Source organism: Microbacterium dextranolyticum, from assembly GCF_016907295.1.
Taxonomy (GTDB): Bacteria; Actinomycetota; Actinomycetes; order Actinomycetales; family Microbacteriaceae; genus Microbacterium; species Microbacterium dextranolyticum.
Window position 1 is genome coordinate 2,540,693 of record NZ_JAFBBR010000001.1, and the last position, 12,300, is coordinate 2,552,992.

Annotated in this window: 7 protein-coding genes and 1 pseudogene; 1 reads left to right on the forward strand and 7 read right to left on the reverse strand. The window is 71.6% G+C overall.

Going from position 1 to position 12,300, the window contains the following annotated elements; translation table 11 throughout:
• Window positions 1-249: 249 nt before the first annotated feature.
• The 7 genes and pseudogenes from JOE64_RS11610 to JOE64_RS11640 all read right to left on the reverse strand — a co-directional run bounded on the left by JOE64_RS11610 (window position 250) and on the right by JOE64_RS11640 (window position 10,728).
• Entirely contained in the window at window positions 250-2,067 is a 1,818-nt protein-coding gene (locus tag JOE64_RS11610; protein WP_204964401.1) for an ABC transporter ATP-binding protein, read from the reverse strand.
• Window positions 2,064-3,926, reverse strand: a complete 1,863-nt coding sequence (locus tag JOE64_RS11615) for an ABC transporter ATP-binding protein (protein ID WP_204964402.1) — start codon at window positions 3,924-3,926, stop codon at window positions 2,064-2,066. Before JOE64_RS11615 ends, JOE64_RS11610 begins: the two co-directional genes overlap by 4 nt.
• A gap of 361 nt (window positions 3,927-4,287) precedes the next feature.
• Entirely contained in the window at window positions 4,288-4,788 is a 501-nt protein-coding gene (locus JOE64_RS14910) for a methylated-DNA--[protein]-cysteine S-methyltransferase (RefSeq protein ID WP_204965067.1), read from the reverse strand.
• A 114-nt stretch (window positions 4,789-4,902) separates the two neighbouring features.
• A pseudogene (locus JOE64_RS11625) lies at window positions 4,903-6,471 on the reverse strand (DNA-3-methyladenine glycosylase 2 family protein); the annotation flags it as partial.
• 673 nt (window positions 6,472-7,144) lie between these two features.
• Window positions 7,145-8,752 carry a bifunctional phosphoribosylaminoimidazolecarboxamide formyltransferase/IMP cyclohydrolase gene (gene purH / locus JOE64_RS11630; protein ID WP_204964403.1) on the reverse strand — a complete coding sequence of 536 codons (1,608 nt, stop codon included), beginning with the start codon at window positions 8,750-8,752 and terminating at the stop codon, window positions 7,145-7,147.
• A 43-nt stretch (window positions 8,753-8,795) separates the two neighbouring features.
• A complete protein-coding gene (gene purN / locus JOE64_RS11635; protein WP_204964404.1) occupies window positions 8,796-9,416 on the reverse strand; it encodes a phosphoribosylglycinamide formyltransferase in 621 nt (206 codons plus the stop codon).
• A gap of 4 nt (window positions 9,417-9,420) precedes the next feature.
• Window positions 9,421-10,728, reverse strand: coding sequence for a cell division protein PerM (locus JOE64_RS11640; RefSeq protein ID WP_239531757.1), 1,308 nt, complete (start codon window positions 10,726-10,728; stop codon window positions 9,421-9,423).
• 79 nt (window positions 10,729-10,807) lie between these two features.
• On the opposite strand from JOE64_RS11640, the gene JOE64_RS11645 reads away from it, so the two are divergent.
• Entirely contained in the window at window positions 10,808-12,265 is a 1,458-nt protein-coding gene (locus JOE64_RS11645; RefSeq protein ID WP_204964405.1) for an NCS2 family permease, read from the forward strand.
• The last annotated feature ends 35 nt before the right edge of the window (window positions 12,266-12,300 follow it).

A 12,300-nucleotide genomic window follows, 5' to 3' on the forward strand; every position in this document is an offset into this window, starting at 1 on the left:
CCCGACAGCCCCGGCAGCCCCGGCAGCCCCGACAGCCCTGGCAGCCCCGGCAGCCCCGACGCCAGGCCACAACGGCAACCAGCGTCCCCGCCACCTCGTGCCGCCCCGACGCCAAGCGGCCCGCACACTCCTCCGATGTCGGAGAAACAGCACAGAATCGGATGCCACGGCGCGAGGCATCCGATTCTGCGACCGATCTCCGATTCCGCGAGGTCGGATGCCCAGCGTGCCCGCCCGGGCCGCCCGGAATCAGACCAGGGACTCGCGCCAGGCGGCGTGCAGCTGGGCGAACTTGCCGGTGCCGGCGATGAGCGCGTCGGGGGTGTCGTCCTCGATGATCTCGCCGTGCTCCATCACGAGCACCCGGTCGGCGATCGCGACGGTCGACAGCCGGTGGGCGATGATGATCGCGGTGCGACCGCCGAGCAGCGTCTGCAGCGCCTCCTGGATCTGCCGCTCCGACGGGATGTCGAGCGACGCGGTCGCCTCGTCGAGGATCAGCACCGCGGGGTCGGCGAGGAACGCCCGCGCGAACGAGATCAGCTGGCGCTGGCCCGCCGACACACGCCCGCCGCGCTTGTTCACATCGGTGTCGTAGCCGTCGGGCAGGCGCTGGATGAAGGCATCCGCCCCCACCGCGCGCGCAGCCGCTCGGATCTCGTCGAGCGTCGCGTCGGGCTTGCCGAGCGCGATGTTGTCGGCCACCGTCCCGCTGAACAGGTACGCCTCCTGCGTGACCATCACGATCGCGCGACGGAGGTCTTTCGGGTGCAGCGCACGCAGATCGACCCCGTCGAGCGTGACCTCGCCCGCCGACGGGTCGTAGAAGCGCGAGACCAGCTTCGCGAGCGTGGACTTGCCCGCGCCCGTCGTGCCGACGAGGGCGATCGTCTGCCCGGCGGGGATGTCGAGCGAGAAGTGCGGCAGGATCGTGCGCTCGTCGGAATAGCCGAACACGACGTCCCGGAACTCCACGTGCCCGCGCGCCTCCCAGAGGTCGACCGGTGCGACCGGATCGGGGACCGTCGGTTCCTCGTCGAGGACGCCCGACACCTTCTCGAGCGCCGCCGTCGCCGACTGGTACGAGTTGAGGAACATCGCGATCTCCTGCAGCGGCGCGAAGAAGTTCCGCACGTACAGCACGGCCGCCAGCAGCGTGCCGACGAGCAGGCTGCCCTCGCCCACGCGGATGCCTCCCCACAGCAGCACCACGGCGACGGCGAATGCCGAGACGACCATCATGCCGGGCTCGAACGTGCCGAACAGTCGCAGCGAGCGCATGTTCACGTCGCGGTACTGCCCCGACAGGTCTCCGAACTCCTGGTCGTTGCGCTCCTCCTTGCGGAAGGCCTTCACCGCGCGGATGCCCGTCATGGTCTCGACGAACTTGACGATCACCTGGGCGCTGACGACCCGCGACTCACGGTACGCGCGCTGCGAGTGGCGGTAGAACCACCGCATGAGGAAGAAGAGCGGGATGCCCGCGGCGACGATCACGAGACCCGACTGCCAGTCGAGCAGCAGCAGCGCCACGAGCGTGAACCCGCCGTAGAGCACGCCCGAGACCAGCTCGTTGAGGCCGCCGTCGAGGAGCTCGCGGATCGAGTCGAGATCGCTCGTCTGTCGCGAGATGATGCGGCCCGACGTGTACGACTCGTGGAATTCGAGGCTCAGCCGCTGCGTGTGCACGAAGATGCGCTTGCGCAGGTCGAGCATGACCGCCTGCGTGAGGCGTGCGGCCACGACGGCGTACCACCCGATGAGCGCGGCGCCGCCGACGCCGGCGGCGAGGTAGACCGCGACGATCACGATGGTGGGCATCCAGTCGTTGTGGTCGATCACCTGCGGGAGCGCCTGGTTGATGCCGTACGCGATCAGGGCGGGGCCGGCGACACGCAGCGCCGTCGAGACGACGAGGACGACACCGGCGAGCACCAACTGCCAACGCAGCGGCGCGACGAGCGAGCCGAGCAGGCGCAGCGAGCGGCGCCGGATGGCACGTGATTCGTCCCGCGTGTAGTCGGAGCGGTCTTCGCCGGTCGTACCGGCGACGGTTGCGGTGGTCACGGGGTCACCTCCTGAGTCGATGCGGACGGTCTGTCGGTCGTCGCGCCACGGTCGGCACCCCGGAGGGCTTCATCCTCGAGGCTCGAGATCACGTGCCGGTACTGCGCGCTCTCGCGCAGGAGGTCGCTGTGCCGCCCGACCGCGGTCACGCGCCCGTCGTGGAGCAGCGCCACACGATCGGCGAGCATGACCGTCGAGGGCCGGTGGGCGATGACGAGGGTCGTGGTGTCGGCCATGACCTCGCGCAGCGCGTCTTCGACGAGGGCCTCGGTGTCGACGTCGAGGGCCGACAGCGGGTCGTCGAGGACCAGGACGGTCGGACGGGCGGCGACGGCGCGCGCGAGCGCGAGCCGCTGACGCTGACCGCCCGACAGCGACAGCCCCTCCTCGCCGATCACGGTGTCGACCCCGTCGGGCAGCTCGTCGACGAATCCCGCCTGCGCCACGGCGAGCGCCTCGCGCAGCACGCGCTCCGCCTCGGCGCTGCCGGGTTCAAGGTCCTCGCGACCGAGGAGCACGTTCTCGCGCACCGTCTGCGAGAACAGCGTGGCATCCTCGAACGCCATGCCCACGTGCGTGCGCAGCTCGTGCAGAGTCAGGTCGCGCACGTCGACGCCGTCGATCGTGACTCGGCCCGCCGTCACGTCGTACAGCCGCGCCGGGAGGGTGGTGAGGGTCGTCTTGCCGGATCCAGTGAGCCCGACGAGGGCCATGGTCTCCCCCGGCTCGAGCACGAGATCGACGCCGTCGAGCAGGTCGCGTTCGGTCTCCGCGGCATCCTGATAGCGGAAGTGGACGTCCTCGAAGGCGAGCGCACCGCGCGAGGCACCCAGCGTGACCGGGGCGGCGGGGTCGGTGATCGTGTTCCGTTCGTCGAACACCTCGAAGATGCGGTCGGTCGCGGTGCGCGCGTCGAGCAGGAACGAGAAGAGGAAGCCGATCGACTCCATCGGCCAGCGCAGCACGGTGGCCATGGCGAAGAAGGCGACGAGCTCGGCGACCTGCAGCTGCCCGGCCTGGGTCAGCACGATGCCGACACCCAGACACAGCGCGAAGGCGATGTCGGGCAACAGCACCAGCCAGAACCAGATCCAGCCGACCGCGCGCGCCTTGCTCAGCTCGGTCTCGCGCAGGCTCTCGGCCTGTCGCGCGAACTTGACGAGCGCGTGCCTGCCGCGACCGAAGGCCTTGAGCACGCGGATGCCGTGGACGGACTCCTCGACGCTCGTGGCGAGGTCACCGGCCTGATCCTGGCTCTGGCGGGCGAGCGTTCCGTACGTCTTCTCGAAGCGGTAACCGGCGTACCACAGCGGCGCGCAGACGACGAGGAAGGTGAGCCCCAGCGCCCAGTGCCAGCGGAACAGCAGCACCATGCCGACGAGGATCGTGAGGATGTTCACGACGAGCAGCACCACGCCGAAGGCGAGCCAGCGGCGCAGCATGCTGATGTCCTGCATCATGCGGCTGAGCAGCTGCCCCGACTGCCAGCGGTCGTGGAAGGAGACGGGGAGGCGCTGCAAGCGCTCGTAGAACGAGGTGCGCATGTCGTATTCGACGCGGGTGGACGGGCTCAGCACGAACCAGCGCCGCAGCCAGACCATCAGGGCCTCGAGCAGCCCGAGGACGAGGATGAGGCCCGCACCCCAGGCCAGCGCGGCGCGGTCGCCGCCCTGGATGGGCCCCTGCACGAGCACCTCGAGCACGAGCGGGATGGACAGGGCGAGCAGGCTCGCCACGAGCGCGCTCACGGCGCCGAGGACGAGCCGTGTGACCACGGGGCGGGCGAACGGGTACAGCCGAGCGAGGGCCTTCACGGTGGGCAGGCTCTCGGCGGAGGGGCTCTCGGTGGAGGAGGTCATGATCCTTGCGAGGGGTGTGGAGCGGATGCCGAGGCGACGCTCGGCGACGGGGGCGTGGACGCGCGACGACGCGACCGGACGGGAGACGTCCGCGACAGGGAGGACGCGGGAGAAGGAACGCTGCGCGCGACGGGACTATGCCGCCGATGAGGGACGCGAGCGCGTTATCCCCGGTGGGCCTCCGCACCGAACGGACGCGCGAGGCGCGGGAGGGCGACGGGCTTCGTGATGACGATGGCCGTGGACATGGCTTCCTCCAGGGTTCGGTGAACGGGGACCGCCGCGGCCGGATCACGACGCGACAGCCCTCCAACCTATACCGGAGCGTTCGTCCGCCACAAGGGCGGCGATCCGACCCTCGTCACGCCGGGCTCGCACCGCCCGCCTCGCGATCCAGCAGCGACCGCTTCACGTCAATCCCCCAGGCGAATCCGCCGAGGCCTCCGCCGGTGCGCAGCACCCGGTGGCACGGCACGAACAGGGCAGGGGCGTTGCGCGCGCAGATCGATGCGGCGGCGCGCACCGCGCTCGGGCTCCCGAGCGCCGCGGCGAACTGCGCATAGGTCAGGGGGCGCCCGGGCTCGATCCGGCGCAGCGCCGCCCAGCCGGCGAGCTGCCAGGCCGTACCGTCCTGCGCGACGGCGACGTCGTCGATCGCCGCGAGGTCACCGGCGTAGTAGGCGACGACGGATGCAATGGCATCCGTCTCGACCTCGCGCACCCGCGACGGGGCCGTCCGCAGACGCGCGACGATCGCCGCATGGTCGGCCGTCCAGCCGCTCGCGAGCACCCGGCCCTGCTCATCGGCGAGGAGGGTGAAGGGACCGTCGGGGGTGTCGATCGTCTGGATGCGGGCGGTCATCGGTTCTCCTCGGGGGTGCGGGGCGCCGCGTCGGCGCGGCCGTCGGGGTGTGCGGTGTCGGGTGTCGCGCGAGCGGGCGGGGGTCGACCGGGCCGGTGTCGACCGGGCGGGCCGGGGCGGCGCCGCACGCCACAGGTGCGCGGTCAGATAGCTGCGCCACGGCGCGGTGCGCGCGGCCCAGGCTTCGAACCCGCGCGGATCTGCGGGCAGGCCGGCGGCCGCGGCGCCCGAGCGCACGGCGACGTCGCCGGGGAGCGTGATGTCGGGATCGCCCAGAACGCGCATGCGCACGTAGTCGGCGGTCCAGGGGCCCACGCCGGGCAGGGCGAGCAGCGCGGTCCGCTGGGCCCGTCCGTCGTCGCCGCTGGTGAGCACGAGAGAGCCGTCGGCGAGCGCCGCGGCCGCCCCGGTGATCGCGCGGATGCGGGCGGCGGGGCCGCGGAGGACCTCGGCGCCGTGCTCGGCGATCGCCGCCATGGTCGGGAAGAGTCGCTCATGGCCGTCGAATCCCGAGACCGGCTCACCCAGGGCATCCGTCAGCGCACTCAACGCCGTCGTCGCCGCGGCCACCGTGATCTGCTGGCCCACCATGGCACGGATGAGCATCTCGTGCGGATCGATCGCCCCCGGCACGCGGATGCCGGGCGTGCGGACGACCAGCGGGGCGAGCTCGGGGTGCGCCGAGAGCGCGGTATCGATCGCGACCGGGTCGGCGTCGAGGTCGAACAGTCGCCGCGCACGGGCGACCAGCACGGGAAGGTCGGGCAGGTGCGTGAGCCTCGCGCGCAGCCGCACGCGCCCGGCCGCGTCGAGCCGCATCTCGAACCACGCCGGGCCGCCGGGCAGTCGCAGCGTCCGGGCGAAGGACTCATCGGTCGCCGTCTCGACGCCCGCGACCGCGCGGGCGCGCATCCAGGCGAACAGTCCGGCGGCATCCATCGGCCCGCGATGCGGCAGCAGCAGGTCGATCATGCCCGGCGAGCCCGCGTCCCCGACGGCTGCGCCGGCATCCGCGCCCGCCCCCGCCCTCGCCGTCGCGCCCGCATCTGGGCTCCGGGGTCCCCGCGAAACCTCGCTTGTGTACGCTTTTGCGGCGTTTTGCGTGACATACGGGAGGTTTCGCGGGATGGGGCGGCGGGCGCGCAGGGCGAGCGGGGGCATCCCGAACACCTCGCGGACGGTGTCGTTGAACTGGCGCACACTCGAGAAGCCCGCCGAGAAGGCGACATCGGATGCCGGCAGGTCGGTCGACACGAGCAGCATGCGCGCCGTATGCGCCCGCTGCGCGCGGGCGAGGGCCAACGGGCCGGCACCGAGCTCCGCGGCGAGCAGACGCGTCAGGTGGCGCGACGAGTATCCGAGCCGGGATGCCAGGCCCGCGACGCCTTCGCGCTCGACGACGCCATCGGCGATGAGCCGCATCGCGCGCCCGGCGATGTCGCCGCGCAGATTCCACTCGGGGGATCCGGGTGCGGCCTCGGGCAGGCACCTCTTGCACGCGCGGTAACCCGCTTCGTGCGCCGCCGCCGAGGTCGGGTAGAAGGTGACGTTCTCGGGCTTGGGCGTGCGCGCCGGGCAGCTGGGGCGGCAGTAGATGCCCGTCGAGCGCACGGCCGTCACGAACTGCCCGTCGAAGCGCGCGTCACGGGCGTCGATCGCCCGGTAGCGCTCCTCGAAGGTCATGGTCGGTCCCGGCATACCGTCCAGCCTGCCATTCGCGCGGCCGGCCCGCTCGCGGTTTTCGGACACGACGGTTCGCCCCGCCCGTACCTGCCCGCTCCTGCCGGCGGCCGCGGCGGCGAGCGCGGTCTCGGAGGCGCCGAACTGTGGACACCCGGCGCGCCCACCCGCGATTCAGCGCCTCCGAACGAGCGAGGAGTCGCATCCCAGGCATCCCGCCGGGCGAGCCGCGAGCCGCGAGCCGCGAGCCGCGAGTCGCGCGCACTGAAAGGCGCCATGATGCGGGTCCACGACGCGCATACCCACACATCGACGCCGCCGAGCGGCGAGGGGCCGAGCGACCAGCGACCAGCCGCCGAGCGACCCGAAGCCGCGCCGCCAGGGGTCGGCCGCTCGGGCCCCGAGCGCTCAGACAGCCCCCGGGCATCCCGCCGCGCGAGCGCCCCCCACGGTTCAGAGGCGTCCAACTGCGGATGCCTCGACTGCACACCCACAATTCGGCGCCCCTGAACGACGCTGCCAGGCCGCGACGACACGGTGACGCCCCAGCGACCCGACGCTGCGAGGCCGCGACGACTCGGGACAACCCAGCAACCCAGCAACCCAGCAACCCAGCGACCCGACGCCCGGACGCCGAGACCGCCGGGCCGCGCAGGCATCCGCCCGCGAATGCGGGTCAGTGGAAGAAGTGGCGCTCGCCGGTGAAGAACATGGTCACGCCGGCGGCCTGCGCCGCGTCGATGACCTCCTGGTCGCGCACCGAACCGCCGGGCTGCACGATCGTGCGGATGCCGGCATCGATGAGCACCTGCGGCCCGTCGGCGAACGGGAAGAACGCGTCGGATGCCGCGACCGAACCCGCGGCACGGTCGCCCGCCCGCTCGACCGCCAGGCGGCACGAGTCGACGCGGTTGACCTGGCCCATGCCGATGCCGACCGTCGCCGACCCCTGCGCAAGGACGATCGCGTTCGACTTCACGGCGCGGCACGCCTTCCAGGCGAAGGCGAGGTTGCTCTTCTCGCTGTCGTCGGGCATCTCGCCCGTGACGAGCTGCCAGCCGTCGACGAGCGACTCGATCTCGGCCGGGAAGCGGTCGGCGTCCTGCAGCAGCAGCCCACCCGACACCAGGCGCACGTCCATCGGCTCCTGCCGCCAGTCGGCGGGCAGCCGCAGCACGCGCAGGTTCTTCTTGAGGCGGAAGACCTCGAGGGCCTCGGGCTCGAAGTCGGGGGCGACGATGACCTCGGTGAAGATGTCGCGCAGGTTCTCGGCCATCTTGAGCGTCACCGTGCGGTTGGCCGCGATCACGCCGCCGAACGCCGAGACGGGGTCGCACTCGTGCGCACGCAGATGCGCCGAGGCGATCGGATCGAGCGCCTGGGGTGCGGCGATCGCGATGCCGCAGGGGTTCGCGTGCTTGATGATGGCGACGGCGGGCTTGACCATGTCGAACGCGGCGCGGAGGGCGGCGTCGGCGTCGACGTAGTTGTTGTAGCTCATCTCCTTGCCCTGCAGCTGGGTCGCCTGCGCGATGCCGTGACCGCCGACGCGCGAGTAGATCGCCGCGCGCTGGTGCGAGTTCTCGCCGTAGCGCAGCGTCTCGAGCCGCTCGGCCTTGATCGTGAGGTGCTGCGGCAGGTCACCCTCGCCCTCGAGCGTCTCTTCGGCGAACCAGGTCGCGACGGCACGGTCGTAGGCGGCCGTGTGGGCGAAGGCGCGCGCCGCGAGCTCGCGGCGCTGGGCGAGCGAGGTGCCGCCGTCGCCGAGCGAGTCGATGATCGCGGGGTAGGACTCGGGCGAAACGACGATCGCGACGTTCGCGAAGTTCTTCGCGGATGCCCGCACCATCGCCGGGCCGCCGATGTCGATCTGCTCGACGACGGCGTTACCGGTGGCGCCGGAAGCGACCGTCTCGACGAACGGGTAGAGGTTCACGACGACGAGCTCGAAGGGCAGGATGCCGAGCTCCCCCAGCTGGTTCTCGTGGTCTTCGAGGCGCAGGTCGGCGAGCAGACCGGCGTGGACCCCGGGGTGCAGGGTCTTCACACGACCGCCCAGCGACTCGGGGAACCCGGTGATCTCGGCGACGTCCTTGACCTCGAGACCGGCCTCGCGCAGCAGCGCCGCCGACCCCCCGGTGGAGACGATCTCGACGCCGGCCGCGGCGAGCGCCTGCCCGAGCGGCAGAAGGTCGGTCTTGTCGCTCACCGAGACGAGCGCGCGGCGGATCGGGACGACATCGCGGTCGCGGTAGAGGGCGGGGTCGATGGTCGGGCCGGCCATGGGTGCTCCAGTTCGGTGCGGAGAGTACGGGTGCGAAGAGGGATCAGGACGAAGAGGGGTCGGATGCCACGGCATCCGATGACGCGCGGGCGAGATCGATCTCGCCCGTCGCGACGGCGCGCACGACCTCGATGAGCAGGCGCCGCTCGACGGGCTTGATGCGCTCGTGCAGGGAGTGCTCGGTGTCGCCGGGCAGCACGGGCACGCGCTCCTGGGCGAGGATCGGGCCCGAGTCGACCCCGCTGTCGACGATGATCACGCTGGCCCCGGTCTCGGTCACCCCGGCGGCGAGCGCGTCACGCACGCCGTGCGCTCCGGGGAACTCGGGCAGGTAGGCGGGGTGCGTGTTGATGAGGGCGGGCGCCCACGCGTCGACGAGGTCGGCGGGCAGAAGTCGCATCAGCCCGCTCAGCACGACGAGGTCGGGAGTCCAGACGTCGATCTGTGCACGCAGCTCGGCCCCCCACTGCTCGCGGGTCTCGAACTCGCGGAACGGCACCAGCACCGTCGGCACGCCGAAGTGCTCGGCATGCGCGAAGCCGTCGGCTTCACGATCGGCGCCGACGACGACGACGCGCGCCGGGAATCCGGGGTCGGCGGCGGCGTCGAGCAGGGCACGCAGATTGGAGCCCGTGCCCGAGATGAGGACGGCGACCGTGAGCACGGCCTCAGTCTATCGGCGGGGTCGCGGGAGCGCTCACGAGCGGGCGCTCCCCCGCAGCCGACGGAACCTGTCGACCGGATGCCACGTGCTGCGCCGGATTCGGCGATGCAGCGGCATCCATCCCTCGCACCGGCGAGAACAGGGCGATGGCGGCGCCGATGAGCAGCTCCACCCCGACGGCGAGGGCGACCGGGCCGGCGGCGGGACCCACGTCGGAAAGGCGACCCGGGCCCGCGGACCCGGAGGCGAGCGCGGCGAGGATCGCCGCACCCGCGGCTCCGCCGACGACGATCAGGCCCAGCACGGCGGCACGTGCCCCGCCGCTCGCCGCAGCCGTCGTCCCGCCGAGCGACGTGCGGGCGCCCGCTCCCGCGACGAACCCGATCGCGATGACGAGGAGCGTGAGGAGAAGCAGCCACGGCGTCGTGGACGGCGGGATCACCGCCAGCGCGGGGATGCCGGGGACGACTCCGAGCTGCGTGCCGGCGGGCGAGACCGCGGTGCCGGCGCCGAACGCGAAACCCGGCCCCGCCACGAACGCGCCGCCCCAGATGACGAGGGTCGGAAGATAGGCGAGCTGTCCGACGGCGACGATGCTCGCACCGGTGGCATCCACGTGCGCCGCTTCGAACAGCGCGATCACGTCTCCGCCGCGCAGCACCGCGGCGACCGCGACCAGGAGCGCGCCGACGCCGACGAAGCCCGCGACCGCGATGCCGATGCCCCTCGCGGCGGCGGCGATCACGCCCTCCCGGAGCGGATCGATCCGATCGCGCAGGGCGTCGACGAGGCCGTCGTCGCCGTGTCGCCATGCCGCGACCAGCGCGCCCAGCAGCGCAGGAACGGTGAAGACGAGCGTCGGAAAAGCGAGTGCCTGCCACCCGAAGACCGCGGCGACGGGGTTCGCCGAAGTGCGCCACAGCACCCACGCGACCACGAAGGTGACCAGCGCGCCGGCGGCGACCCCGATGGGCCACGCCCCCGCACGCGCGGCGCGAGAACCGCAGCGCCAGGCCGAGACGGCGGTGAACCCGGCGAAGGCGAGCGGCGCGAGCGAGAGCCAGAACGTGCCGGCGTCCACCGGGATCCCCACCGTGTTCAGGTAATCGACCGGGAGGGCGATCTGCACGGGAACGAGCTGGCCGAGCTGCCAGACTCGCACGGATGCCGGCCACAGCGCACCCCAGTCGGCGGTGCCGCCGAGGGCGAGCACCCAGAGCACGGCGAGGGGAGCGAGTGCCGCGGCGACGCCGACCACCGCCGCGACGAGGGCGTCGACAGCGGCCAGGAGGGCGACGAGTAGGCGATTCATGCGGGTTCGACCCTACCGACCCCTTCGGCCGCGTCGAGACGGGCGCGCGGGATCCACTACCGTTCTGTAGGGAGGATTCATGTCATCGTCACGCCCGTCCACACAGGCCACCCCCGCAACCGGTCCCGCCGGATCGATCGATCGCTTCTTCGACATCTCGAAGCGCGGGTCCACGATCGGGACGGAGGTGCGCGGCGGCCTCGTGACCTTCGTCACGATGGCGTACATCGTCATCCTGAACCCGATCATCCTGTCGGGCAAGGCGGACATCGCCGGCAACGAGCTGGCCTTCTCCGCCGTCGGCGCAGCGACCGCGCTCACCGCCGGCGTCATGACGATCCTCTTCGGCCTCGTCACCCGCCTGCCCTTCGCGTTCGCCGCGGGCCTCGGCATCAACGCGTTCCTCGCGTTCAGCGTCATCCACGAGGTCACCTGGCCCGAGGCCATGGCGCTCGTCATGATCAACGGCGTCATCATCGTGCTGCTGGCCGCGACCGGTCTGCGCAAGATGATCTTCGATGCGGTCCCGGTGCAGCTGAAGCTCGCGATCACCGTCGCGATCGGCCTGTTCATCGCCTTCATCGGTTTCGTCAACTCGGGCTTCGTCACCGCGACGGGATCCAACTCCCCGCCCGTGGGACTCGGCATCGGCGGATCGGTCGCCTCGATCCCGACGCTCATGTTCGTGCTGACCCTCCTCGCGACGGGTGTCCTGGTGGCGCGCAAGGTCAAGGGCGGCATGCTCATCGGCCTCGTCGGCGGAACGGTCGTCTCGGTCATCGTCGAGGCCATCTGGCACCTCGGTTCGGCCACCGATCACCCGGGCGGCTGGGGCCTCACCATCCCGGCACTCTCGGGATCGCCCGTCAGCATCCCGGACCTCAGCCTGCTGGGCGCAGTGGACTTCGGGTTCGACGTCGGCAAGGTCGGCATCGTCGCCCTGATCATGCTCGTCTTCACCCTCGTCTTCTCGAACTTCTTCGATGCCATGGGCACGATGACCGGTCTCGCCAAAGAGGCCGAGCTCGCCGATGCGAAGGGCGACTTCCCGCGGATCAAGTCCGCGCTCGTGGTCGAGGGTGTCGGCGCGATCGTGGGAGGCTCGACCTCGTCCTCGTCGGCCACCGTGTTCATCGAGTCCGGCGCCGGCATCGGCGAGGGTGCGCGCACGGGGCTCGCGAACGTCGTGACGGGCCTCGTGTTCCTGCTCGCGATGTTCTTCACCCCGCTCACCTCGATCGTGCCCACCGAGGTCGCCGCCGCGGCGCTCGTGATCGTCGGCGCCATGATGATGGCCCAGGTCAAGCACATCGACCTCACGGACTTCAGCGTGCTGCTGCCGGTCTTCCTCACGGTGTCGGTCATGCCGATGACCTACTCGATCGCCAACGGCATCGGCGCGGGCTTCATCAGCTGGGTCGTCGTGCAGGCGTTCTCGGGCACGGCGAAGAAGATCAGCCCGCTTCTGTGGGTCGTCGCCATCGGCTTCGTGATCTACTTCGCCCGCGGCCCGATCGAGCAGCTCCTCGGCGGCTGATCGTCACCGATGGGCAGTTCTGCCCATCCCGTCGT